This is a genomic window from Microbacterium murale, from assembly GCF_030815955.1.
GTDB classification, from domain to species: domain Bacteria; phylum Actinomycetota; class Actinomycetes; order Actinomycetales; family Microbacteriaceae; genus Microbacterium; species Microbacterium murale_A.
The window spans coordinates 986,151-1,010,306 of the sequence record NZ_JAUSXK010000001.1; the positions used below are offsets into that span (position 1 = coordinate 986,151).

Sequence of the window (24,156 nt, forward strand, 5' to 3'; positions counted from 1 at the left end):
GGCTCAGACCGTGCGCCCGCCCTCGATCCGCACGACCCGATCCACCGTTCCCGCCGGCGGCTCGACGTGCGAGATCAGCAGTACCGACTGATCGCCGGCAGCACCCAGCAGATCGCGCAGCAGCGCATCGGATGCCTCCGGATCGACCCCGGCTGTCGGCTCATCCAGCACGAGCACCGGGAATCCGCGCAGCAGCGCCCGCGCGAGAGCGATCCGCTGGGCCTGACCACCCGACACCAGCGCGCCGCGGTCGCCGACCCGCGCGTCCAGTCCCCCGCGTTCCTGCACCCACTCACCGAGCCCCACCCGATCGAGCACGGCCATCAGCTCGTCATCCGACGCATCGTCGCGGGCGAACAGCAGATTCTGACGAATGTCCTCGTCGAACAGCTGCGGACTCTGCTCGCACAGGCCGATGATGCGCCGAAGAGCAGGGCCCGACAACCTCGCGGCATCCGTCCCACCGACCGTGAACTCGCCCTCTGATCTGAGGAAGCCGACCAGCACGGCCGCCAGCGAGCTCTTGCCCGCGCCGCTCGGGCCCGACACCAGCACCCGCTCCCCCGGTGCGACCTCCAGCGAGACATCGAGAAGCGCTGGTGCGCCGCCGGGCCACGACGTGCGCACGTCGCGCAGTCGCAGCGCCGTGCTTGTCGGAGCATCATCCGATCCGGCATCCGAACGCAGCTCGTCCGGCACGGCCGCGGGCAGCACATCGACGATGCGCTCGGCGCTCGCGCGCACACTCCGCCAAGAAGCCGCAGCGATCGGCACCGCGCCGAACACCTCGAACACCACCATCGGCACAAGAACGACCACCGCCAGCCACGGTCCGTCGATCGTGCCCGTCGCAAGGCCGGGGGATGCCGCCGCCAGCGCCCACACCGATGCGGCTCCCGCGAGCACGGACAGTACGCCTGCCGCGACCGCCTGCGCCAGTGACGCGCGCGTGACGGTGCGTCGCAGCATCGCATCTGCGCGCTGGATGCGCTCGTGCGCCTGCGGCTCGGCACCGTATGCGAGGAGCACATCCAGGCTCCCGAGATAGTCGACGAGGGATGCCGAGAGCTCCGCACGCTGCATCGACACGCGCGCTTCGGCGCGAGAACCGAAGATCCAGCCCAGTCCGATCGCGACGACCGCGGCGACGATGAGGCACACCGCGAGCGTGAGAGCGGCAATCGGTGAGATGAAGGCGATGAAGCCGACGGCCCCGATCGCGACGACGGCAGCGACCGCAACCGGCTGCACCACGCGCAGCGGCAGATTCTGAAGATTCTCGACGTCGTCGACGAGTGCCGACAGCACTTGTCCTCGATCAGTGCGTCCGAGGCCGGCGGGTGAGAGCGGGACGAGCCTGCGCACCATGTCGGAACGGGTCGTCGCGAGCTGGCGCAGCGCCGCATCGTGTCCCGAGAGCCGCTCCAGATAGCGGAACACCGCACGCGATACGGCGAAGAAGCGCACGCCGACCACAGCGATGGACAACGGCACGAGCGAGTCGACGATCGAGGCGCTGACGATCAGCCAGCCACTGACCGCGAGCAGCGACACCGCTGCGGCCGCTGACAGCACGCCCCAGATGAGTCCTGGCAGGAACCGACGCACCGGCGGCTGGGCGAGACCGAGAACAGCCCGGACGTTCGTCATACTCGCACCGCCAGAGCCACGACGTCATCGGCGACCGCCCGCGCCGATCGCCGATGCGAGACGAGCAGGATCGTGGCACCGGCATCCGCACGATCGCGCAGCGCTGCCCACAGTCGAGCCTCGGTGCCGGCATCCAGCGCGCTCGAGGGCTCATCCAGCATGAGCACACGGGCGGGATCGGCTGCGTGCCGGTACAGCGCCCGCGCGACGGCGACGCGCTGCGCCTGTCCACCGGACAGCCCGCTCCCCTGCACGCCGAGCTCCTGCGCGGAATCCAGATCGCCCGCGCATGCGGCGTCGAGCGCCTTGCGGATGCTGTCAGCATCCGGGTCCGGATCGCCCAGCGCCACGTTCGAGGCGATCGTGCCCTGCATCAGCCCCGATGCCTGGCCGGCCCACGCGAGCCAGTCGGAGGGGGTGAGGGTGCGAACGTCGTCCCCCGCGAACGTGGCCGTGCCCTCGAACTCGGCTGCGCCGCGCAGGGCAGCGAGCAGGCTGGACTTCCCTGAGCCGCTCGGCCCCTCGATCAGGGTGATCGTTCCCGGCTTCGCGTCGAACGAGACGGGCGGGAGGTCGCGGACCCGGAAGTCGACGACGCGTAACTCCGGAGCTTCTGCCCATCCTCCGGATTCCGGAGCCGGAAGATCGGCGATCGCCGAAGATGCTCCGGAGTTGTGCGAGCGCACAGGTCCGGCATCCGCGGCATCGAGCACCTCGAACACGTCCTCTGTCGCCGCGACGCCCTCCGATGCGGCGTGGAACTGCACCCCGACCTGCCGGATCGGCAGGAACGCCTCGGGCGCGAGCAGCAGCACGAACAGCCCGATCTCCAGCGGCATCTCCCCCGCGAGCAGTCGGAACCCCACGGCCACGGCGATCAGGGCGACGGCGAGCGACGCGAGCAGCTCCATCGCGAAGCCGGAGAGGAACGAGAACCGCAGTACTTTCATCGTCTCGCGGCGGTACTGGTCGGCCGTCACCCCGATCTGCGTCGCGGCTCGCTGGTCGCGCCCGAACAGCCGCAGCGTCGAAAGCCCCTGCACAGTGTCGGCGAAGCGCGCGGCGAGATGCTGCAGCGTCTGCCACTGCTTGCGCTGCACCGTGCGGGTCGCGATACCGATGAGGATCAGGAACAGCGGGATCAGCGGCAGAGTGATCGTCGCAGTCAGCCCGCTCGGCCAGTCCTGCCACCACATCACCAGCACGATCACGGGCGTCGCGATCACGGTCAGCACGAGCTGCGGCAGGTAGCGGGAGAAGTAGGTGTCCAGCGCTTCCAGTCCGTGCCCCGCGGTGACGGCGAGCGAGGCGTGATTGCGCTGCGCAAGCCAGCCGGGACCGAGGCGGCCGACCGCGCGGATCAGTGCGGTGCGCAGCTGCATGCCCGTGCGAGCCGCAGCCGCCGTGCCGGCCGCGTCGGATGCCGCGATCAGCGCACCACGCAGCAGCGCGAGTCCGAGCAGCCAGACGAGTGACGCCACGACCGAGCGCCCGGACAGCACTCCCGTGATGGCATCCGTCAGGAACCACGCGAACGCGATCACCACCGCGGTCTGCAGCACGCCGATCGCCGCGGCGAGGACGAAGAAGCTTCGCGCGGCACCGGCGTACCGCAGCAGCCTCGGGTCGACGGGTTTCACGCGTGCGCCGGTGCCCCCTCGATGGATGCGCGAGTGACGCGCTTGCGGAACACCCAGTATGTCCAGCCCTGATACAGCAGGACCAGGGGCAGGGCGACCAGAGCCGTCCAGCTCATGATCGTCAGCGTGTACTCGGTGCTCGACGCATTCTCGATCGTGAGGCTGTACGCCGGATCGATCGTCGACGGCATCACGTTCGGGAAGAGCGCGGCGAACAGCATGACGACGGCGAACAGTGTGGTGGCCGCGCCGAACCCGAACGCCCACCCCTCGCGACCCCGCAGGTTCGACACGATCGACAGCACCAGCGACACCGCGGCGAGCGCCGCAAGCACGAGTACCGCGATCGAGAAGTGCGCAGTCACCGTCCAGATGAGGAAGACCGCCGCGACGACCAGCGTCACGAGGCCCGCGCGGAAGGCGAGGCGCCTGGCATCCGTCCGCAGCTGACCGTCCGTCTTGAGCGCGACGAAAGTGACGCCGTGCGTGAAGAACAGCAGCAGCGTGACAGTACCGCCGAGCAGTCCGTACGGATTCAGCAGATCGAACACCGTCCCGATGAACACGTGCCGCTCATCCAGGGCCACGCCCTGGATGATGTTCGCGAAAGCGACGCCCCAGAGGAACGCGGGCACGGCCGAGCCGATCATGATCATGCGGTCGAAGCCCTGCTTCCACCGCAGTCCGTCGCGCTGGTGCCGGTACTCGAATGAGACGCCGCGCAGGATGAGCGTGAGCAGGATCAGCAGCAGCGGCAGGTAGAAGCCGCTGAAGAGCGTCGCGTACCACTCCGGGAAGGAGGCGAACAGGCAGGCGCCGGCGACGATCAGCCACGTCTCGTTGAGGTCCCAGACCGGACCGATCGTGTTGATGATCTGCCGGCGCGTCACGTCGTCGCTGTTCTTACCCACGCCGCCGAGGAACGGCAGTGACATGCCGACACCGAAGTCGAAGCCGTCGAGCACGAAGTAGCCGACGAAGAGGAAGGCGATGATGCCGAACCAGAGCGTTGCAAGATCCATTTCGCATCCTTCCGATCAGTACACGGCCGACGGTGCGGGTGCCGCCTCGTCGTGGGTTTCGGTCGTGTCCGGCCCCTTCTGGGCTGCCCGGATGATCAGGCGCACCTCGACCACGGCGAGCGCGGCGTAGATCGCGGTGAAGGCGATCAGCGAGATCAGCACCTCGAGCCCCGATGTGCCCGGCGAGACACCGTCGCGCGTGCTCATCAAACCGAACACGATCCAGGGCTGACGGCCCATCTCGGTGAAGACCCAGCCGACGATGTTCGCGAGCAGGGCGAGCGGGTACGACCAGATCGCGAGCTTCCACATCCACTTCGCGGGAGGCTTCTTGGCCCCGCGACGCGTGACCCAGAGCCCGACGAGGGCGATGAACGCGTGCAGCATGCCCAGGCCGATCATCCAGCGGAACGCCCAGTACGTGATCCACAGCACCGGCGCGAAGTTGTCGATGCCGAGGTCTGCGTACTGCGCCGCGTATTCCGCGTTGAGGTCGTTGATGCCGTGCACGCAGGCATCGAGCGTGTGCGTCGACAACAGCGACAGCAGGTACGGTACCCGGATCGAGAACAGTTCGGAGGTGCCGTCCGGCGTACCGAGCGTGAAGAGACTGAATGAGGCGTCGGCCCCGCAGACGGTGTTGAACGTCGCCTCGGCCGCCGCCATCTTCATCGGCTGCGCGGCATACATGGCGAGTCCCAGCTGGTCGCCGGTGAGCGCGACGCCCGCCGTGGAGACCAGCATCCCCCACAGTCCGAACTTCAGCGAGATGCGCATCGTGTCGAGGTGCTGGCCGCGCATGAGGTGCCATGCCGACACCGAGATGATGACACCGGCGGCGAACATGAACGCGCCGAAGATCGTGTGAGGGAACGCGGCGAGGGCGACCGGATTGGTCATGAGCGCCCAGATGTCGACGAGTTCGGCGCGGTTCGTCACCGGGTTGTATTCGTAGCCGACCGGGTTCTGCATGAACGCGTTGGCGGCGATGATGAAGTACGCCGACAGGATGCTGCCGATCGAGACGCACCAGATGGTGGCGAGGTGCAGCTTCTGCGGCAGCTTGTCCCAGCCGAAGATCCACAGCCCGATGAAGGTCGCCTCGAAGAAGAAGGCCAGCAGCCCCTCGAATGCGAGCGGTGCGCCGAAGACATCCCCGACGAAGCGGGAGTAGTCCGACCAGTTCATGCCGAACTGGAACTCCTGCACGATGCCGGTCACCACGCCCATCGCGAAGTTGATGAGGAAGATCTTGCCGAAGAAGCGGGTCAGGTGCAGGTAGTGGATCTTGCCGGTGCGCACCCACGCTGTCTGGAAGATCGCGGCCGAGACGGCCATGCCGATCGTGAGGGGCACGAACAGGTAGTGGTAGATGGTCGTGAGACCGAACTGCCATCGGGATAGAACCAGTGGATCAAGCCACTCCATCGGAGGACTCCTTCTCTCGAAGGTGCATTGCCTGCACCCGGGAGTGGGCCGGAAGCGGCCCGCAGACGAGACGTCATCGGCGTTTCATCCAGTATCCCGTGAGATGGTTCGGGATATGGGGAGAATCGGCTTCTGGGCGATAGGGATGTCTGATGCGGTCGATAGCGGCGAGGTATCGAGATGCAGCATGCGCCGCTGTCCGATCCCCCGACTAGCCTGAGAGGATGGCAACCCGTCGCCCCGCTCCGCCCGCGTTCGTCTGCACCGAGTGCGGGTGGACCACCTCGAAGTGGGCCGGCCGCTGCGGCGAATGCCAGCAGTGGGGCACGGTGCAGGAGCAGGCCGCGAAGACCGGCATCCTGCGGCAGATGACCCCTCTCACGCCGGGCGCGGACCGCGCCGCACGCCCGATCACCCAGATCAGCACGATCGACACTCCTCGTCGCTCCAGCGGCGTGGGCGAGTTCGACCGCGTACTCGGCGGCGGCATCGTCCCCGGTGCAGCGATACTGCTCAGCGGTGAGCCGGGCGTCGGCAAGTCCACGCTGCTCCTGGAGGTCGCCGCCCAGGCCGCACGCGGCGGACGCCGGGTGCTGTACGCGAGCGCAGAGGAGTCCCAGGCGCAGGTGCGGCTGCGCGCCGAGCGCACCGGCGCCCTGCACGATGAGCTGTACCTCGCGAGCGAGACCGACCTCGCCACGATCCTCGGACACATCGATGAGGTGCAGCCGCAGCTCGTGATCGTCGACTCGGTGCAGACCGTGGCGTCCTCCCTCTCCGACGGAGCAGCGGGTCAGCCCAGTCAGGTGCGCGAAGTCGCAGCCACCCTGATCCGGGTCGCGAAGGAGCGGAGCCTTCCGATCATCCTCGTCGGCCATGTCACGAAAGACGGGCAGGTCGCCGGTCCCCGCATCCTGGAGCACCTGGTCGACGTCGTGTGCCACTTCGAGGGGGATCGGCAGACCGCACTGCGGTTCATCCGCGCGCTGAAGAACCGTTTCGGCCCGACCGATGAGGTCGGCTGCTTCGAGATGACCGGCGATGGCATCGCCGAGGTGCCGGATCCGAGCGGGCTGTTCCTCGGTCATGGTTCGACAGAACCCGGCACATGCGTCGCGATCGCGATGGAGGGCCGCCGCGCCCTGCCGGTCGAGGTGCAGGCTCTGACCGTGGAGTCCACGGCGCCGAATCCCCGTCGAGTGGTGTCAGGGCTCGACTCGGCACGCGTGGCGATGGTGCTGGCGATCCTCGAGAAGCGTGGCCGTATCCCCACCGGAAAGCTCGACGTCTACGTGTCGACCGTCGGCGGCGTGCGGTTCACAGAGCCCGCTGCCGACCTCGCGATCGCTATCGCCGTGGCAGGGTCGATCCAGCAGTTCTCGGTGCCGCGCACGATCGCTGCAGTAGGCGAGCTCAGCCTCGCCGGCGAGGTGCGCGCGGTGACCCAGGCCACGCAACGGCGGTCGGAGGCGAAGAGGCTCGGCTACGAGCAGGTCATCGATGAGCGCTCGAAGTCTCTCGACGCCGCGCTGAACGACGTGAAATCACGCAGTCGGTCCTCGCATCCGGCGAAGCCGCGTCGCGAAGACGACCTTCCGCCGTTCTGACGCCCCTTCCGCGTCCGTCCGTCATCGTGCGGGAAGCGCGTCACGCGTCCAGTGCGGCGAGCAGTTCGTCCGGCGGTGCCTGCATCGGATGGGGCCCCGCGATGTCGAGGAAGACCGTGGTGATCGTCTCGCGATGCGTGGTCAAGAACGCCCGCAGCCATTCCGACGAGTAGATGCCGACGCCCGGGGGCAGATTCGCCGGCTTGTTCTTGGCATCGCTGAACAGCAGCAGGGCGACGTCTCCAGTTGCCTCGTCACGGTACGTCCAGACTTCACCGCCGTCGAGCGGATTGTCGCGGTCACCCGATCTCAGCAACGGCACGACCGTCGTCCCGTGGCGCAGCGCGAGCGCGACCGCCGCCATGTCCTGCTTCTCGAGCGCCTGTGCGAGCGCTTCGGAGCGGAACTCCTCCGGTGCCGGCTTCTTGCTCGCCGCCTTCGACTTCTTCGCTGCCATGCATCCAGCCTAAGGACTTTGATGGTCGGGCGGATTCGCGCGGAACGACGAACGCGGAAACGATTGGGGCCCTCTCGAATCCTCCATTGGGGACTGGAGTACTCGAAAGGGCCCTCGAACTCTCGAACGGTGAAGTGTCGAAGCGCTGGGGACGCTGAATACGACGCCACTGGGGATGGCCTGCACCGAAGAATCCCGAGAGTCGAGTCAATGGTATCCCAAAGGACTGGGGCTGTCAGCACCAGATCTGCGGATCCAGGTCGATGTTCCACGCTCATGCGAAGTTCTTGCGCTCAGTACAACAGGATCTGTCGCGTCTCCGCGCCCTCGAAGCCGCCGATCGAAACGGCGACGTGGTACGACGCCCCTCCGCCAGGAGCGCGCGGACGATTCTCCTGATCGCACGTCGCCACATCCGAGCGCGTGCGGTCCCACTGCAGAGGCGTTGCGCTCGTCACGGTCTGCCCCGCCGCGAGCGTCACGACCATGCTGCTCGGGCTCTCCTGGCAATCCGTGGAGCGCCACCACGTGTCGCTCCCGCTGGACACGGTGAAGACCTGGGTTGTCGAGCCGACGTCGATCGTGCAGTCCGAGGCGCCCGTGTTGGTGAGCGAGATGGACAGTTGCGGCAACGCGCCGGCGGGGTAAGTGTCGGCATCCGTGACGGCTTCGACGGTGACGTCACCCGCCTGACACGGCACGGCCGTCGGAGTCTCATCCGCGGTCGGTTCGGGCGACGGCGTATCCGTCGGGGCCGGGGTCTCCGTAGCGGGCGACGCCGACGGCTTCGGCGACGACGTGGGAGCAGGCTCAGCTCCGGCATCCGTCCACGGCTGTGCGATGGCGAGCCAGATACCCGCGGCCAGCGCGAGGATCAGCATGATCAGACCGCCGAAGACGACGACACGGCGTCGCCGGTACACGGCGTCGGTCTTGCGGCGGCGTGCCATCACAGATGCTTCAGCATGCGCGTGTTGCCGAGCGTGTTCGGCTTCACGTGCGCGAGATCGAGGAACTCTGCGACGCCCTCGTCGGGGCTGCGCAGCAGTTGCGAGTACACGTCGGGATCGACGATCTGTTCGCCGATCGGTGCGAAACCGCGACGGGTGAAGAACTCCACCTCGAACGTGAGGCAGAACAACCGCTGCAGTCCCAGCGCGACCGCCCGATCCTCGAGACCCTCGACCAGGGCGCGCCCGACGCCGTGATGCAGCCAGTCGTCGCGCACGATCAGTGTGCGCACCTCGCCGAGGTCCTCCCACATCACGTGCAGCGCACCGCATCCGATGAGTTCACCGTCACGCTCTGCGACGACGAACTCCTGCACAGCGCCGTAGAGCACCGCGAGATCTTTGCCGAGCAGGATCCGTCGCTCGACCAGCGGCTCCAGCAGAGTGTGGATGCCGAGGATGTCGGCGCTGCGCGCCGGGCGGACGGTGTACTCGCTCACGTGTCCAGCCTAATCTCGGCGCGTCTCCAGCCTCGTATTCGCGCGCTGGCGCCCCGTCGCCGTCCCACTGACGGGAAAACTCAGACGACAATGGCGAGGGTCGGCGTGTCCGGATACGACTCGCCGCCGACACGCTTGGCCGTCTGGGTTTTCCCCAGCGTGGCAGACCGACGTGCACCAGACACGAAAGAGGGCGGATGCCGAAGCATCCGCCCTCTTCTCGCTCAGAGGCTCACTCGCCGGAAGCGGCCGCCAGGTCGGGGCTCGACGTGATCGCGCCGCCGGTGTTGATGCCGACCGAGACCTTCTCGCCGCGCGGGGCGGTCTCGAACTGGAACTTGCCGTCCGCGGCATCCACCTTCACGTGGTCGCCGGGGTTGAGCTCGCCGTGCAGGATCTTCTCCGATAGCTGATCCTCGATCTCGCGCTGCATGGCACGACGCAGCGGACGAGCGCCGAGGGCCGGGTCGAAGCCGATCTCGATGAGACGCTCCTTGGCCGGCTGCGACAGCTCCACCGTCATGTCGCGGTCGAGCAGACGGTCGCTGAGGCGCTTGACGAACAGATCGACGATCTGCACGAGCTCTTCCTTCGACAGCTGCGGGAAGACGATGACGTCATCGACACGGTTGAGGAACTCGGGCTTGAAGTGCCGCTTGAGCTCTTCGTCAACCTTGCCCTTCATCCGCTCGTAGCTGGTCTGCGCGTTGCCCTCGATCTGGAAGCCCACGGGGCCGCCGGCGATCGCGGACGAGCCGAGGTTGGTCGTCATGATGATGACCGTGTTCTTGAAGTCCACCACGCGACCCTGGCCGTCGGTGAGGCGACCCTCTTCGAGGATCTGCAACAGCGAGTTGAAGATGTCGGGGTGAGCCTTCTCGATCTCGTCGAACAGCACCACGCTGAAGGGCTTGCGGCGCACCTTCTCGGTGAGCTGGCCGCCCTCTTCGAATCCGACGAATCCTGGAGGGGCACCGAACAGCCGCGAGACGGTGTGCTTCTCGCCGAACTCGCTCATGTCGAGCGAGATAAGCGCGCCTTCGTCGTCGAACAGGAACTCGGCGAGAGCCTTGGCGAGCTCGGTCTTTCCGACGCCGGTCGGGCCGGCGAAGATGAACGAGCCCGAGGGGCGCTTCGGGTCCTTCAGGCCGGCACGCTGACGACGGATCGTGCGGGAGAGCGCCGCGATGGCCTCTTCCTGCCCGACGACGCGCTGGTGCAGCGCCTTCTCCATGAAGACGAGTCGCGAGGACTCCTCTTCCGTGAGCTTGAACACCGGGATGCCGGTGGCCTGTGCGAGAACCTCGGCGATCAGACCCTCGTCGACCACTGCTGCGGTCGCGACGTCACCGGAGCGCCACTGCTTCTCGAGGCGCAGGCGCTCGGCAAGGAGGCTCTTCTCCTCGTCGCGCAGCGATGCGGCCTTCTCGAAGTCCTGCTCCTCGGATGCCGCTTCCTTCTGCTCGCGCACAGCGGCGATCTTGTCGTCGAACTCGCGCAGCTCGGGCGGGCTGGACAGGATCGACAGGCGCAGGCGGGCGCCGGCCTCGTCGATCAGGTCGATGGCCTTGTCCGGCAGGAAGCGGTCGGCGACATAGCGGTCGGCGAGGTTGGAAGCCGCGACGATCGCGCCGTCGGTGATCTGCACCTTGTGGTGCGCCTCGTAGCGGTCGCGCAGCCCCTTGAGGATGTTGATCGTGTGGGGCAGGCTCGGCTCGGCGACCTGGATGGACTGGAAGCGGCGCTCGAGCGCAGCATCCTTCTCGAAGTGCTTGCGGTACTCGTCGAGCGTCGTCGCACCGATCGTCTGCAGCTCGCCACGGGCGAGAAGCGGCTTCAGGATGCTGGCCGCGTCGATCGCACCCTCGGCGGCACCCGCACCCACGAGGGTGTGGATCTCGTCGATGAAGACGATGATGTCGCCGCGCGTGCGGATCTCCTTGGTGACCTTCTTCAGGCGCTCCTCGAAGTCACCGCGGTAGCGGGAACCGGCGATGAGCGAACCGAGGTCGAGCGAGTAGAGCTGCTTGTCCTTCAGCGTCTCGGGGACATCGCCCTTGACGATCGCCTGGGCGAGGCCCTCGACGACGGCCGTCTTGCCGACGCCGGGCTCACCGATCAGGACGGGGTTGTTCTTGGAGCGGCGGGAGAGGATCTGCATGACCCGCTCGATCTCCTTCTCGCGCCCGATCACCGGGTCGAGTTTGTTGTCGCGGGCGGCCTGGGTGAGGTTGCGGCCGAACTGATCGAGCACGGCGGATCCGCCCTGGGCGGCCTGCTGGCTGTCGTTGGTGGTCGCGCCGACGGCTGCGGGCTCGCGGCCAGGAGCGCCGGAGAGCAGCTGGATGACCTGCTGGCGCACCTTGTTCAGGTCTGCGCCGAGCTTGACGAGCACCTGAGCGGCGACGCCTTCACCCTCGCGGATGAGGCCGAGCAGGATGTGCTCGGTGCCGATGTAGTTGTGGCCGAGCTGCAGCGCTTCGCGCAGGCTCAGCTCGAGCACCTTCTTGGCGCGCGGCGTGAACGGGATGTGGCCGGTGGGCTGCTGCTGGCCCTGACCGATGATGTCCTGCACCTGCTCGCGCACGGCGTCGAGGGAGATGCCGAGGCTCTCGAGGGCCTTGGCGGCGACGCCTTCACCCTCGTGGATGAGGCCGAGCAGGATGTGCTCAGTGCCGATGTAGTTGTGATTGAGCATCTTCGCCTCTTCTTGGGCGAGGACGACGACACGACGGGCACGGTCGGTGAATCTCTCGAACATTGTCAACTCCTTGGTTCGCACGGGGCGAATGCACTGACGCCAGACGGCTCTTCAGCGCCTGTACATCGAGAGTAACGACCGTACGGGCCCGGCAAGCCCGTGTTCGCCGTCGGCATAGCGCCTCACCCTGCACTCAGCAGCACGACGGCTACGCCCGCGGCGGCGAGACCGACGACGCGACGAGCAGTGAGTTTCTCATGCAGCACGACGATTCCGAGAAGAACGGGAATCGCCGGGTACAGAGAAGCCAGTGTCACGGCTACGGCGAGCAGCTGCTCCCTGGTCGCCAACAGGTACAAGGTGAGCCCGAGCGCGGCGCCGGCGCCGATCAGCAACGCCTTCGTCGTGTCTCTGCCCGTCACAGGCCGTACGTTCTTTGCGGTTGCGAGCACCGGTGTGAGAACGACGACGGCGGCGACGCGTCCAGCGAACACCGCCCACAATCCGCTTTCCTGCCCAGCCAAGCCCAGCCCGATGTATTGAACAGCGACGCCGAGACTCGCGATGAGGCCGTCTCGAACTCCATCCGGACGATGACCGTCACCTGAACCGCCGGATACCAACCAGAGCGCGGGCAGCATGAGCAGGATGCCGAACCAGGCGGGCATCGCCGGCTGTTCGCCGAGGAACCAGACTCCGCACAGCACGGAGAGCGCGACTCCTGTCACGGCGCTGATGGGCAGCACGACGCTCATGGCACCACGCGCAAGGGCGCGGTTCAGAAACAGCATGGTTACCGCGCTGCCGATTCCGGAGAGTGCTCCCCACGCCAGATCTTCGACTCCGACCTGCCGGGCAGGGACCACGACTGCTGCGATGAAAGCGAACGCCATTCCGCCGATCTGCCCTACCCATGCGACGAATGCGTAGTGAACCCGGCGAGACAGAATGCCACCGGCGAAGTCGACGATGCCGTAGACGACGGCTGACGCAAGAGCAAGCACACGCCGACTCTCGCCTGCCGGCGGATGTTCGAACAGGGCGTTTTGCCGAAGACGCCGGTGAGCTAATCTCCCGACCCGCTTGACGGCGTTATCGACAATCGTTATGTTAACGGGAGTCGATAACAACGATAATCGATATGGAGGGTCTCATGAACAAGCGCAACGGACGCCCGTCCCTCAGCGAGGCGGTGGCGCTCGGCCTGGTCGCGACCGGTGCCGTGAGCATCGGGATCGCATCCATCGTCGGCGCCGTCGGAGCGGGAATCGAGATCTTCGGGTCGCCGGTTCCCGTGAGCCTGCCCGTCGAGGGCGCGCAGATGACTTCACTTGCAGATGCCGAAGGCGTCGCTGCGGCGGAGTACACGCAATCGGTGGTCTCGTTCGAGACGCTGGATGCCGGTACCCGCTGGCTGCTGCTCGCGGAGGCCGTGCTTCCCGCTCTGGCGACGGTGATCGTATGCGCGGCGCTGTGGTGGCTGGGACTGTCACTGATCCGGCAGCAGGTGTTCCGGCGGTCGATGGTACCCGTGCTCGCGACCGCGGCATTCGCTCTCGTCATCGCAGGACCGGTCGCCCCTTTCTTCGGTGCGATCGCTCGCGCGCAGGTGGTCGAGCAGCTGACGGCATCCGGCGTCGACACGAGTGGATTCTGGATGCTTCTCTACCAGCTGGATCCCGCACCGATCGGATGGGGCATCGCCCTTGCACTCGTGGCCACCGCGTTCGAAGTCGGCCGGCGCCTGCACCGCGAGACGGAAGGATTGGTGTGATGATGGCCCGTACACCCGAACTGCAGGCCCGACGCGATCGGACCGACCTCTGGACCGGCATCATCGTCGGTGCACTCGTCATCGCATTCGTATCGTTCCGAGGCACGAGCGCCGTCGTGTCCCTCTTCGCGACGCCGGGCGCCATCACCGTCGATGCACACATTCCAGCCCAGGTGATCACGACGCGACTCGGTGAGGGAACGGAGGCGACCGTCACGAGCGGCACGCTCGTGGTGGCGGACGTCAACACTGTCAGCGTGATCTGCCTCGTCCTCGCCATCGTTCTCGGCGCGCTCGGACTCGCCGCCGCCGCCGCTCTCGGGGCGTGGAGCTGCATCCGCATGCTGCGCGGAACTGTCTTCGATCAACTGAATGTGCGGCTGCTGTTCGCATTGTCGTTGAGCCTGCTGCTCGCCTGGGCAGGCGAGTACTGGTTCCGGAACATGGGCCTCAACGGCGTCTTCGCCGCGATCGACGAAGACTTCCGCGGACAGACCGCATTCAATCTCGCGACCGTCCCGCTCCTGGTTGCGGCCATCGCAGTCGGCGTGCTCGTGATCGTGTTCCGCCGCGGGACAGCGCTTCAGAAAGATGCTGAGGGTCTCGTATGACTCCTGCTGCGGAAGAGGAGGACACCGGCATCCACTGCCGACTCGATGAGTTGCTCGCCGAACGCGGGATGACGCTCACCGAGCTGAGCGCGAGGGTCGGGGTGAGCATCGTCAATCTGTCGGTGCTGAAGAACGACCGGGCACGGGCGATCCGCTACTCGACGCTGCGGGCGATCTGCGACGCACTCGGCTGCGAGGTCGGCGAGTTGCTCGTGCTCGCTCCGCACGAGTGAGCCCCCGCGGAGTGATCTCCCGCGCCTGAGACGGCAGGTCGCGCGACATCGCAGGGATGACGGATGCCCCGGCAGCCGTCATCCTTCGTCATCTCCGCACCGAGAACGCATGACTGCTCCTAACGTTGATCCGCACGGCGCACATCCAGCGCCCTTCGACTTGGAGTCTCATGAGCAGCACCACTCGCGCCCAGAAAGCGCCGGACACCCGCAGCCCCGCACGGAAGCTGCTGACGTCGTTCGGGTTCCAGATCCTCGCAGCCCTCGTGCTCGGCATCGCCGCCGGGCTCATCGGACGCAACCTCGGCGCCACGGCGGAGAACCCGAACGGCCTGTCGGCCACGCTCGACACGATCGGCAGCTCGTACGTCACGATCCTGCGTGCCGCCGTCGTGCCATTGATCTTCACGGCGATCGTCGCCAGCATCTCGAACCTCCGCCGCGTGCAGAACGCCGCGCGCCTCGCGGGGCAGACCCTGCTCTGGTTCGCGATCACCGCGTTCATCGCCGTGACCATCGGAATCGTGCTGGGTCTCGTGATCCAGCCGGGTGCGCGCGCCGGTGACGGCCTGGAGCCGAGCGAGCCCTATGCAGTCGGCACCTGGTGGAACTTCCTCCTCGGCCTCATCCCCGAGAACTTCCTCGGCATCGGTGTGAGCAGCTCGTTCGACGCGGATGCGGGCACCGTCGAATCCAGCATCAGCTTCAACATCCTTCAGGTGATCGTCGTGGCCGCCGTCGTCGGCATCGCCGCGCTGAAGGCCGGCAAGAAGGCCGAGCCGTTCCTCGCCTTCACGGAGTCGCTGCTCAAGGTCATCCAGCGCGTGGTGTGGTGGATCATCCGCATCGCTCCACTCGGCACCTTCGGCCTCATCGGCTCGGCCGTGATCAAGTACGGCTGGGAGAAGCTCGCCTCGCTGGCGTGGTTCGCCGCCGCCGTCTACATCGGTCTCGCCCTGGTGATCTTCGTCGTCTACCCGATCCTCGTCAGGGTCCACGGACTCTCGATCAAGCAGTACTTCACCGGCGTGTGGCCCGCTGTGCAGCTCGGATTCGTCAGCCGCTCCTCGATCGGCACGCTTCCGCTCACCGAGCGCGTCACAGAGCGGAACCTCGGAGTGCCCGCCTCGTACGCATCCTTCGCCGTCCCCTTCGGCTCGACCACGAAGATGGACGGCTGCGCGGCGATCTACCCCGCGATCGCCGCGATCTTCGTCGCGCAGTTCTTCGGCATCGAACTGAACTTCATCCAGTACCTGCTGATCGTGCTCGTCTCAGTCCTGGGCTCGGCCGCCACCGCCGGCACCACCGGAGCAACCGTCATGCTCACGCTGACGCTGTCGACTCTCGGCCTGCCGCTGGAGGGCGTCGGACTGCTCCTGGCGATCGACCCGATCCTCGACATGGGCCGCACGGCGGTCAACGTCGCAGGCCAGGCGCTCGTGCCGACGATCGTCGCCAAGCGCGAGGGCATCCTCGACGAGGAGCTGTACAACGCTCCCCGTGAGGGCCTGCCGTTCGCGGACGACTCGGATGACTCGGACGAGGACGCCGTGGAAGCTGAGCCCGCCGCCGCTCGCTGAGTCCAGGCACGAGAAGGGACTTCCTGCATGAGACGTGCGTTCCCGCGTCCAGTCTCATGCAGGAAGTCCCTTTTCATTCGAGAAGTCCCTTCTCGAGCAACAGCAACGCTCCCGCCGCGGCGCAAGCGGCCACTCAGGCGCGGCCGGGAAGCCGCATCGCGCCGCGGGTGTCGAGCGCCAGCTCTTCCGCATCCATCGCGGTGATGAGTTCCCGCATCACCTCTTCGTCGATGTTCCCCGCGTCGCGTTCTTCGAGAAGCACCTCGCGCCGCACCTGCAGCCATCCGCGGGACAGCGCGACCAGATCCTCAGCAGACGGCCGCGCGACCGACTCCTCCGTCTCCTGGGCATGATCGGTGTCGGTCTCGACCTTGGTCATACGATTCGCGAACGCGTCGAACGCCCGCAGATCGATCTCGCCGTACTTCTGCTCCCATAGTGCGCGCTGCTCCGCGAGGAAGGCCTTGCCCGCCTGCTTGCTGCGCGCGCGCACTGCGGCCAGAGCCTGCACGTCGGCTTCGTGATCGACATCGCTCGCCACGCCGAGGCGGCGGATCAGCAACGGCAGCGTGAGTCCCTGCAGCAGCAGAGTGCCCACAGTGACGATGAAGGCGACGATGACGATCGCATGCGACGGCCCTGTCGGAAGCTCTGCGATGTCGGCCGCGGCGAGCGCCGTCGCCAAGGTCACGACCCCGCGCATGCCCGCCCAGGAGATGACGGCGTTGTCCTTCCAGGTCAGCTGCAGCCCCGCCATCCGTTCCCTGACGATGCGCGTGCGCAGCTCTTCCGCGCTGTACGACCCCCATCGCTTCGATTTTCGCCGACGCTCGTCGAAGGCTCCGGACGTGACCGTTCGATCCCACCGGGCGAGGCGGCGCCGATCCTGGAAACTCGCCCAGGCGTGCGCGGGGTAGATGAAGAGCGGACGGACGACGAGCACGACCAGCAGCACGGCACCCGAGAGCAACAGGATGTGCTCCACCGACTCATCCCCGAGATCATCGAGCACTCGACGGAACTGCAAGCCGATGTAGGCGAACACGAAGCTCTCCAGCAGGAGATCGGCCGAGAGCCACAGCGGCGCCTCCTGCTGCCTCGTCGTGTAGTCGGTGCGCGGGGCGTTGTATCCGACGTACAGGCCCATCGCGACGACCGCGAGCACGCCGGAGCCACCGAGGTGCTCGGCGATCGCGTACGCCCCGAACGGCACGAGCAACCCGAAGGTGCCGATGACGACGGGGTCGGCGACGCGCATGCGCAGCTGGTGGAGAAGGATGCCGAACACGAGGCCGATCACGACGCCGATCACGACCGCGAGCACGAATTGCCAGATCCCGTCCCAGACCGTGAGCGTCGCACCGGCGATGATCGCCGCGAACACCCGGTACAGCGTCAGCGAGGTGGCGTCGTTGATGAGGCTCTCACCCGAGAGCACTGTCATGACGCGCCTCGGCAGCCCGAGCTTGCGGCCAATGGCTGCGGCGGAGACGGCATCCGGTGGGGCGACGATCGCGCCGAGCAGCAACGCGCCGGGAAGCGTGAGTGCAGGGAAGATGAGCCAGGCGACCAGTCCGACGATGAGCGCCGTGATCAGCACGAGCCAGATGCCAAGGCGACGGATCTGCGGAAGGCTGCGCTTGAAGCCTACGAACGACACGTCCAGCGCCGCCGAGTACAGCAGCGGTGGGAGCACTAGATTCAGCAGCACGTGCCCGTCGATCGCCATCTCGGGCACGAAGGGGAGGAAGGATGCCGCGAGTGCGACGACCGTGACGAGCAGAGGAGCCGGCCATCCGCGCCATCGGGCGATCGCCGCCACGATGACCGCTCCGACAAGCACGTAGAACAGGGTGGCATCCATGAGTGAATGCTAGCGAGGCCGACAGTGAGCGCGACGGGAGCGTCACGGACCGAGACGGAGGCCTCGGTCTGTCATTCCGATGACTCGTCGAGCTGTCCGCGGAGCTCTGCGTTCTCGTCCTCCAAGTCGAGCACTCGGCTGATTCCTGCGATATTGATTCCGTCGTCGCGAAGCCTGGCCGCCCGTTGCATCCGCTCGATGTCGTCGTCGCTGTAACGGCGAGTCCCGCCGTCGCTGCGCGACGGTGTCAGCAACCCCTTGCTCTCGAACAGACGCAGAGTCGCCTCGGGCAACCCGACCAGCGCCGCCGCCACGGCGATGCCGTAGACCGGAGTGTAGGACTTTCGTTCGGCCATGCTGAGAACTTCCTTAGAGGCTTGCAATTTTCTCGGTCGTTGTTCTATAACAAATCTATAGCACGGATGCAGATAAGTATCCGTAACTGCCCGCACGGGCCGCATGGAAGGAGATAACTCATGGCAATGTCATTCGATCCATTCAGTCAGCTCGATCGCTTCGCCGCGAGCGTGCTCGACTCCGTTCGCGCGCCCCGGCTCATGCCGGTGGACCTCTTCCGCGATGGAGAAAGGTACGTCCTGCACGCCGATCTCCCCGGCGTCGATCCTGGTTCGATCGACGTCGATCTGGACGGCGCGCAGCTCACGCTGCGAGCGCAGCGCACAGCCGATAACCAGGAGGGCGTCCGCTGGCTCGCGCGGGAACGAGGCGCGGGAACTTTCCTGCGTCAGTTCACGCTCGGCGATGGCGTCGATCTCGAAGGAATCAGTGCTTCATACGAGAGTGGCGTGCTCTCGGTGATCATCCCTGTCAGCGAGCGAGCGAAGCCCCGCAAGATCGAGATCGAATCCAGAGAGCACCGGCAGTCCATCGACGCGTGACTTGAGCCGATCAACACGATGAAAGGAGTATCGAGATGCGCATTTCTCCCGAGATGAGTCAGTTCCTCGCCGACATGGAGTATCCGGCCACGAAGGATGACCTTCTGCGCGAGGCGACTCGGGACGGACTCGGGCCAGCTGACATCGCTCTGCTCGAAGGACTCCCCGAGCAGAGCTACAGCGCAGGCTGGCACATCAAGTACCGCCTCGGCGCACGGGCACTCTCCGGCGCCTTCACGTCGGTCGAGCCGGCGCTCGCCTGACGCGGCGTGAGGCCGAAGCTCAACCGACGGCCGACTGCGTCACCGAGAAGGGGAGGACGGGAATTCCCCGCCCTCCCCTTCTGTTGCGTCCGGTGATGACTTCCGTAGCCCCTGCCCTGTCCGTACTCGACCTCGTCCCGGTGCGCACCGGCCAGACCAGTGCAGAGGCGATCGCCGCATCCCTCGGTCTCGCTGAGATCGCCGACCGGCTCGGCTACCGCCGTTACTGGTTCGCCGAGCACCACAACATGCCGGCCGTGGCATCCACCACTCCCCCGGTGCTGATCGCGGCCGCGGCATCACGCACCGAGCGGATGCGACTGGGCTCGGGCGGCGTCATGCTGCCGAACCACGCACCCCTCATCGTCGCCGAGCAGTTCGCCGCGCTCGAGGCCATCGCACCGGGCCGCATCGACCTCGGTCTCGGGCGCGCACCCGGCAGCGACCCCGTGATCACGCAGCTGCTGCGCACGACCGGCACCACCAGCGATGTCGAACAGTTCCCGCGCTACGTGCAGGACATCTCGCTGCTGCTGTCGGGTGAGGGCGCGACAGTGCGCTTCACCTCCGGCGGCGAGTACACCGTGCACTCGACGCCCGCAGCCACCGGCGCGCCCATCGTCTGGCTGCTCGGCTCGAGCGATTACTCGGCGCAGCTCGCAGCATCCCACGGCTTGCCGTACGTCTTCGCCAACCACTTCTCCGGCCAGGGACTCGAGCGGGCGCTCGACCTCTACCGGTCCGGGTACCAGCCCAGCGAGGCGCATCCAACGCCGCGCACGTTCCTCACCGTCAACGCCGTCGCCTCCCCCACAGCAGAGGAGGCCGAGGCTCGCGCACTGCCGCAGCTGCGCATGATGTCGCGTCTGCGCCTGAACAAGCCGCTCACGGCGCTCGAGACCGTGGAAGAGGCGATCGCCGCCGGCATCGCCGAGGCGGACGCCGCGACCGAGCAGGTCGTGCAGGCGGCACGGGAGCGCTGGTTCGTCGGCACTGGGGAATCGGTCGCCGCAGAGGTGCGCGCGTTCGCCGAGAAGTACGGCGTCGACGAGGTCATGCTCTCTCCTGTTGCAGGCGCGTACGACGCGGAGCCGATGGACTCCGCCGCCGGTCGCGCACAGACACTGAAGCTCATCGCCGCCGCGCTGTAGTTCCGGCGTGCACCTATGGCCTTATCGGAGGCGTGGGGGTACGGTCGGCAGTGTCGGAAGGAGTTCAAAGATGAGCACTACTGCGTCTGTGAAAAGCAGGACCCGAGGTCTCTGGGTTGCGTACGGAACGAACGGGGTCGTCGGCAGCATCCGTCATTCAGATGACGGATACGTCGTCGTGATGAGCGGGGCGGATGCCGAGACCGGCAGCTATCCGTCACTCGAAGTCGCCAAGGGTGCGCTGTACTCGCACATGCGCCCCGGCAGCGGCTGGCCTCGCTACCAGGAGCACTGAGCGGGGCTCACTCCTCCGGTGCGCCGGAGAGCAGGTCTCGCAACCAATCGCGCGCCTCGACGAACACGTCGTCGGCATAGCGGTCGGGGTAGTGCACGATCTGCCGGTCCGCCCGGGGGTATGAGCCGAGGAACACGACGCGCGGGCTGAAGCGGCGGATGCCGAGCAGCGCATCCGCCATCCGCTCATCCTGCACGTGCCCGTCCGCATCCAGCACGAACCGGTAGCGGCCGAGCTCATCGCCGATCGGCCGTGATTCGATGAGCGACAGATTGATGCCGCGGGTCGAGAACTGCTCGAGCATCTCGAGCAGTGCGCCAGGGCGATCGTTGGGAAGCTCGACGATCAGGGATGTCTTGTCGGCACCGGTGGGTTCCGCGGGTGCCGAGGTGCGGGTCACGAGCACGAACCGCGTCACCGCCGAGGTGTTGTCGCCGATCTCGGAGGCGAGCACGTCGACGTCGTAATGCTGCACGATCCCCGGAGGAGCGATCGCCGCCTGCGCGGGCAGTGTGCCGTCGAGCACTCCGATCGCGGATGCCACGTTGCTGGCGGCAGGCACATGCGAGTGCCTCGGCAGATGTTCTCCGAGCCATCCATGGCACTGTGCGTACGCGACCGGATGCGCGGCGATCGACGTCACATCTTCGAGCTTCGTGCCAGGAGCGGCGACGAGGACGAAGTTCACCTTCACCAGGTATTCGCCGATGATGCGGAGCCCCGGCAGTGTCGCGAGTGCGTCCTGCGTGGTGGAGACACCGCCCTCGATGGAGTTCTCGATCGCGATCATCGCCGCGTGGCTGCGGCCCTCGAGAACATCGGCGAGCGCCTCGCCGACGTTGAGCACCGGCCGTCGTTCCTGGCCCCACGCCTCTGCCACCTGATCGAGTGCGGCTTCCGTGAAGGTTCCCGCGGGTCCGAGGTAGCTGTAGGTACGGCGTTCAGTCACGCGTTTCACCCTAGCCCCACCCGTGGTTCCAGAGTTTGTCAATGCGCTGAGGGCCCGGCTCCTGATGATGCGTTCGACACCAGATCGGGGCAGACTGAACTCATGACGAGCCGTGCCGGCCTCCCCGCGGAGGAAAGTGACCTCATCGATGTCGACGAACTGATCGCCGCATATTACGACCGCGTTCCTGATCCGTCGGTCCCGGCGCAGCGCGTGGTGTTCGGCACCAGCGGCCACCGCGGCTCTTCCCTGTCGAAGAGCTTCAACGAACAGCACATCCTCGCCACCACCCAGGCGATCGTCGACTACCGCCAGTCGCAGGGGATCACCGGCCCGCTGTTCCTCGGCCGTGACACGCATGCGCTGTCGCTGCCGGCGGAGCGCAGTGCGATCGAGGTGCTGATCGCCAATGACGTCGACCTGCGCGTCGATTCTCGCGACTCGTATGTGCCGACCCCGGCGCTCAGCCACGCCATCCTCACGTACAACCGCGATCTGGCTCCGGATGCTGCGGGCCGGGCCGACGGCATCGTCGTGACACCGTCGCACAACCCGCCGCGCGACGGCGGCTTCAAGTACAACCCGCCGCACGGCGGCCCCGCCGATGCCGATGCCACCGGCTGGATCGCCGACAGGGCGAATGAGCTGATCGAGGGCGGCCTCGAGGCCGTGAAGAGCAAGAGCTTCGCCGACATCGACTGGGACTCGCTTCCGAGCTACGACTTCCGTGACGCGTACGTGCGTGACCTGCCGACGATCATCGACGTGGATGCGATCAAGGCTGCTGGCGTTCGGATCGGCGCAGACCCGCTGGGCGGAGCATCCGTCGAGTACTGGCAGCTCATCAAAGAGGTGCACGGTCTCGACCTCACGGTCGTGAACCCCGAGGTCGATCCGACCTGGCGTTTCATGACACTGGACTGGGACGAGAAGATCCGGATGGATCCGTCCTCGCCGAATGCCATGGCGTCGTTGGTCGCTCGACGTGGGGATTTCGACGTGCTCACGGGCAACGACGCCGATGCCGATCGTCACGGCATCGTCACCCCCGACGCCGGGCTCATGAACCCCAACCACTACCTCGCGGTCGCGATCGACTATCTGTTCTCGCACCGCGCGGAGTGGCCGCGGGATGCCGCGATAGGCAAGACCCTCGTCTCATCGATGATCATCGACCGCGTTGCCGAGTCGCTGGGTCGCCGACTGCTGGAGGTGCCGGTCGGCTTCAAGTGGTTCGTGCCAGGGCTGCTCGACGGCTCCGTCGCATTCGGCGGTGAGGAGTCGGCTGGTGCATCGTTCCTGCGCCGGGACGGCTCTGTCTGGTCGACCGACAAGGACGGCATCCTGCTCTGCCTGCTCGCGGCCGAGATCATCGCTGTGACCGGCAAGACTCCGTCTGAGCGCTATGCCGAACTGGAGCAGGCGTTCGGAGCATCCGCGTATCAGCGCGTCGATGCTCCTGCAACGCCGGAGCAGAAGGCCACCCTCGGAAAGCTCGCTCCGGATGCCGTCGGCGCGACGCAGCTGGCCGGCGAGAAGATCGTGGCGAAGCTCTCGCACGCACCGGGCAACGGTGCGGCGATCGGCGGGCTGAAGGTGCAGACCGAGCACGCATGGTTCGCCGCGCGTCCGTCAGGCACCGAGGACGTCTACAAGCTCTATGCCGAGAGCCTGCTCGGCGCAGAGCATCTCGCCGAGGTCCAGGACGAGGCTCGCGCGGTCGTGTCGGCCGCGCTCGGCGACTGACACGACCGCGGGACCTCAGTCGGCGACGGCCGGGGCCCCGAGCAGCTCGCGCACGCGGCTGGAGACGCGGTGGAACTCCGGCGTCTCCAGCACGGCCGCATAGTCGCGCTGGGCCGGCAGGTCGACGCGGTGCTCCTCGAGGATGTGGCCGGGCCGCGGACTCATGACGACGACGCGACTGGCGAGGTACACCGCTTCGGCCACCGAATGCGTCACGAGCAGCACGGTCGTACCGGTCTGGCTCGTGATCCGGTTGAGCTCGACGTTCATCCGCTCGCGGGTCAGCGCATCCAACGCGCCGAACGGTTCGTCCATCAGCAGCACGCCGGGCTCGTGCAGCAGCGCACGGCACAGTGACACCCGCTGCTGCATGCCGCCGGACAGCTCATGTGGAAGCGCCTTCTCGAAGCCGGTGAGTCCGGTCATCTCGATCAGCTCGTCCGCGCGTGCCTGCGCCTTGCGCATGTTCATGCCGCGCATCTCCGCCTGCAGCAGGATGTTGCCCCGCACGCTCCGCCACTCCAGCAGAGCGGCCCGCTGGAACACGAACCCGATGTCCTGGCGCGGACCACGAACCTCGTCCCCGCGCAGCTTGATCGATCCGCCACTGGGAGTGGTGAGACCGGCGACAGCCTTCAGGAGCGTCGACTTGCCGCATCCGGACGGGCCGGCGATCGTGATGAACTCCCCCGCTTTCACATCGAGGTCGACACCTTCGAGCGCTGTGACCTGTCCGCGTTTGGACGCGAATGTGATCGCGAGATCCTTGATCTCCAGCACGGAATCACTGCTGGGTGTCTGCGCCATGTCTGCTCTTTCCTGAATCTGCTGCG

23 protein-coding genes are annotated in these 24,156 nt (G+C 66.8%); 10 read left to right on the plus strand and 13 right to left on the minus strand.

Going from position 1 to position 24,156, the window contains the following annotated elements; genetic code table 11:
* Window positions 1-3 precede the first annotated feature (3 nt).
* Genes cydC through QFZ46_RS04890 form a run of 4 tightly spaced genes read right to left on the minus strand, consistent with a single transcriptional unit; the run spans window position 4 to window position 5,740 of the window.
* Window positions 4-1,650 (minus strand): thiol reductant ABC exporter subunit CydC, encoded by a 1,647-nt coding sequence (gene cydC, locus QFZ46_RS04875; protein WP_307358894.1) that lies wholly within the window; start codon window positions 1,648-1,650, stop codon window positions 4-6.
* Window positions 1,647-3,290, minus strand: coding sequence for a thiol reductant ABC exporter subunit CydD (gene cydD, locus QFZ46_RS04880; RefSeq protein ID WP_307358897.1), 1,644 nt, complete (start codon window positions 3,288-3,290; stop codon window positions 1,647-1,649). The genes cydC and cydD overlap by 4 nt, the downstream gene beginning before the upstream one ends.
* Window positions 3,287-4,312, minus strand: a complete 1,026-nt coding sequence (gene cydB / locus QFZ46_RS04885; RefSeq protein ID WP_307358898.1) for a cytochrome d ubiquinol oxidase subunit II — start codon at window positions 4,310-4,312, stop codon at window positions 3,287-3,289. The genes cydD and cydB overlap by 4 nt, the downstream gene beginning before the upstream one ends.
* A gap of 15 nt (window positions 4,313-4,327) precedes the next feature.
* Window positions 4,328-5,740, minus strand: a complete 1,413-nt coding sequence (locus tag QFZ46_RS04890; RefSeq protein ID WP_307358902.1) for a cytochrome ubiquinol oxidase subunit I — start codon at window positions 5,738-5,740, stop codon at window positions 4,328-4,330.
* A 224-nt stretch (window positions 5,741-5,964) separates the two neighbouring features.
* Between QFZ46_RS04890 and radA the strand changes: the two genes are divergently transcribed.
* On the plus strand, window positions 5,965-7,347 hold the full coding sequence (gene radA, locus QFZ46_RS04895) for a DNA repair protein RadA (protein ID WP_307358905.1): 1,383 nt from the start codon (window positions 5,965-5,967) through the stop codon (window positions 7,345-7,347).
* 40 nt (window positions 7,348-7,387) lie between these two features.
* Here radA and QFZ46_RS04900 read toward each other — a convergent pair whose 3' ends face one another.
* The 5 genes from QFZ46_RS04900 to QFZ46_RS04920 form a co-directional block, all read right to left on the minus strand.
* The gene (locus QFZ46_RS04900) at window positions 7,388-7,804 is read right to left on the minus strand and encodes a dehydrogenase (protein WP_307358908.1); all 417 of its coding nucleotides are present in this window, start codon (window positions 7,802-7,804) and stop codon (window positions 7,388-7,390) included.
* 293 nt (window positions 7,805-8,097) lie between these two features.
* Window positions 8,098-8,754 carry a hypothetical protein gene (locus QFZ46_RS04905; RefSeq protein ID WP_307358911.1) on the minus strand — a complete coding sequence of 219 codons (657 nt, stop codon included), beginning with the start codon at window positions 8,752-8,754 and terminating at the stop codon, window positions 8,098-8,100.
* Window positions 8,754-9,254, minus strand: a complete 501-nt coding sequence (locus tag QFZ46_RS04910) for an amino-acid N-acetyltransferase (RefSeq protein WP_307358914.1) — start codon at window positions 9,252-9,254, stop codon at window positions 8,754-8,756. Before QFZ46_RS04910 ends, QFZ46_RS04905 begins: the two co-directional genes overlap by 1 nt.
* A 232-nt stretch (window positions 9,255-9,486) precedes the next feature.
* Entirely contained in the window at window positions 9,487-12,015 is a 2,529-nt protein-coding gene (locus QFZ46_RS04915) for an ATP-dependent Clp protease ATP-binding subunit (RefSeq protein WP_307358916.1), read from the minus strand.
* 122 nt (window positions 12,016-12,137) lie between these two features.
* A complete protein-coding gene (locus tag QFZ46_RS04920) occupies window positions 12,138-12,959 on the minus strand; it encodes an EamA family transporter (RefSeq protein ID WP_307358920.1) in 822 nt (273 codons plus the stop codon).
* A 149-nt stretch (window positions 12,960-13,108) separates the two neighbouring features.
* Here QFZ46_RS04920 and QFZ46_RS04925 point away from each other — a divergent pair, with 149 nt between their 5' ends.
* The 4 genes from QFZ46_RS04925 to QFZ46_RS04940 all read left to right on the plus strand — a co-directional run bounded on the left by QFZ46_RS04925 (window position 13,109) and on the right by QFZ46_RS04940 (window position 16,156).
* A complete protein-coding gene (locus tag QFZ46_RS04925) occupies window positions 13,109-13,729 on the plus strand; it encodes a hypothetical protein (RefSeq protein WP_307358923.1) in 621 nt (206 codons plus the stop codon).
* Window positions 13,729-14,340, plus strand: coding sequence for a hypothetical protein (locus QFZ46_RS04930; RefSeq protein WP_307358926.1), 612 nt, complete (start codon window positions 13,729-13,731; stop codon window positions 14,338-14,340). Before QFZ46_RS04925 ends, QFZ46_RS04930 begins: the two co-directional genes overlap by 1 nt.
* Entirely contained in the window at window positions 14,337-14,573 is a 237-nt protein-coding gene (locus tag QFZ46_RS04935; protein WP_307358929.1) for a helix-turn-helix domain-containing protein, read from the plus strand. Before QFZ46_RS04930 ends, QFZ46_RS04935 begins: the two co-directional genes overlap by 4 nt.
* Before the next feature lie 170 nt (window positions 14,574-14,743).
* Window positions 14,744-16,156: a dicarboxylate/amino acid:cation symporter gene (locus QFZ46_RS04940; RefSeq protein WP_307358931.1), complete on the plus strand. Its 1,413-nt coding sequence runs from the start codon at window positions 14,744-14,746 to the stop codon at window positions 16,154-16,156.
* A gap of 133 nt (window positions 16,157-16,289) precedes the next feature.
* Here QFZ46_RS04940 and QFZ46_RS04945 read toward each other — a convergent pair whose 3' ends face one another.
* Window positions 16,290-18,020: a cation:proton antiporter gene (locus QFZ46_RS04945; protein ID WP_307358932.1), complete on the minus strand. Its 1,731-nt coding sequence runs from the start codon at window positions 18,018-18,020 to the stop codon at window positions 16,290-16,292.
* Between the two features lie 71 nt (window positions 18,021-18,091).
* Complete coding sequence (locus QFZ46_RS04950; RefSeq protein WP_307358934.1) at window positions 18,092-18,376, minus strand: MerR family transcriptional regulator; 285 nt, start codon at window positions 18,374-18,376, stop codon at window positions 18,092-18,094.
* A 120-nt stretch (window positions 18,377-18,496) separates the two neighbouring features.
* Between QFZ46_RS04950 and QFZ46_RS04955 the strand changes: the two genes are divergently transcribed.
* The 4 genes from QFZ46_RS04955 to QFZ46_RS04970 all read left to right on the plus strand — a co-directional run bounded on the left by QFZ46_RS04955 (window position 18,497) and on the right by QFZ46_RS04970 (window position 20,628).
* On the plus strand, window positions 18,497-18,919 hold the full coding sequence (locus tag QFZ46_RS04955; protein ID WP_307358936.1) for an Hsp20/alpha crystallin family protein: 423 nt from the start codon (window positions 18,497-18,499) through the stop codon (window positions 18,917-18,919).
* 35 nt (window positions 18,920-18,954) lie between these two features.
* Entirely contained in the window at window positions 18,955-19,182 is a 228-nt protein-coding gene (locus tag QFZ46_RS04960; RefSeq protein ID WP_307358939.1) for a DUF2795 domain-containing protein, read from the plus strand.
* 95 nt (window positions 19,183-19,277) lie between these two features.
* The gene (locus tag QFZ46_RS04965; protein WP_307358941.1) at window positions 19,278-20,333 is read left to right on the plus strand and encodes an LLM class flavin-dependent oxidoreductase; all 1,056 of its coding nucleotides are present in this window, start codon (window positions 19,278-19,280) and stop codon (window positions 20,331-20,333) included.
* A gap of 70 nt (window positions 20,334-20,403) precedes the next feature.
* Window positions 20,404-20,628, plus strand: coding sequence for a methyltransferase (locus QFZ46_RS04970; protein WP_307358944.1), 225 nt, complete (start codon window positions 20,404-20,406; stop codon window positions 20,626-20,628).
* 7 nt (window positions 20,629-20,635) lie between these two features.
* Here QFZ46_RS04970 and pheA read toward each other — a convergent pair whose 3' ends face one another.
* Window positions 20,636-21,586 carry a prephenate dehydratase gene (pheA, locus tag QFZ46_RS04975; RefSeq protein WP_307358946.1) on the minus strand — a complete coding sequence of 317 codons (951 nt, stop codon included), beginning with the start codon at window positions 21,584-21,586 and terminating at the stop codon, window positions 20,636-20,638.
* Window positions 21,587-21,679: 93 nt separating this feature from the next.
* Here pheA and pgm point away from each other — a divergent pair, with 93 nt between their 5' ends.
* Entirely contained in the window at window positions 21,680-23,323 is a 1,644-nt protein-coding gene (pgm, locus tag QFZ46_RS04980; RefSeq protein WP_307358949.1) for a phosphoglucomutase (alpha-D-glucose-1,6-bisphosphate-dependent), read from the plus strand.
* Window positions 23,324-23,338: 15 nt separating this feature from the next.
* On the opposite strand, the gene QFZ46_RS04985 is transcribed toward pgm, so the two are convergent.
* The gene (locus tag QFZ46_RS04985) at window positions 23,339-24,130 is read right to left on the minus strand and encodes an ABC transporter ATP-binding protein (protein WP_307358952.1); all 792 of its coding nucleotides are present in this window, start codon (window positions 24,128-24,130) and stop codon (window positions 23,339-23,341) included.
* Window positions 24,131-24,156 lie beyond the last annotated feature (26 nt).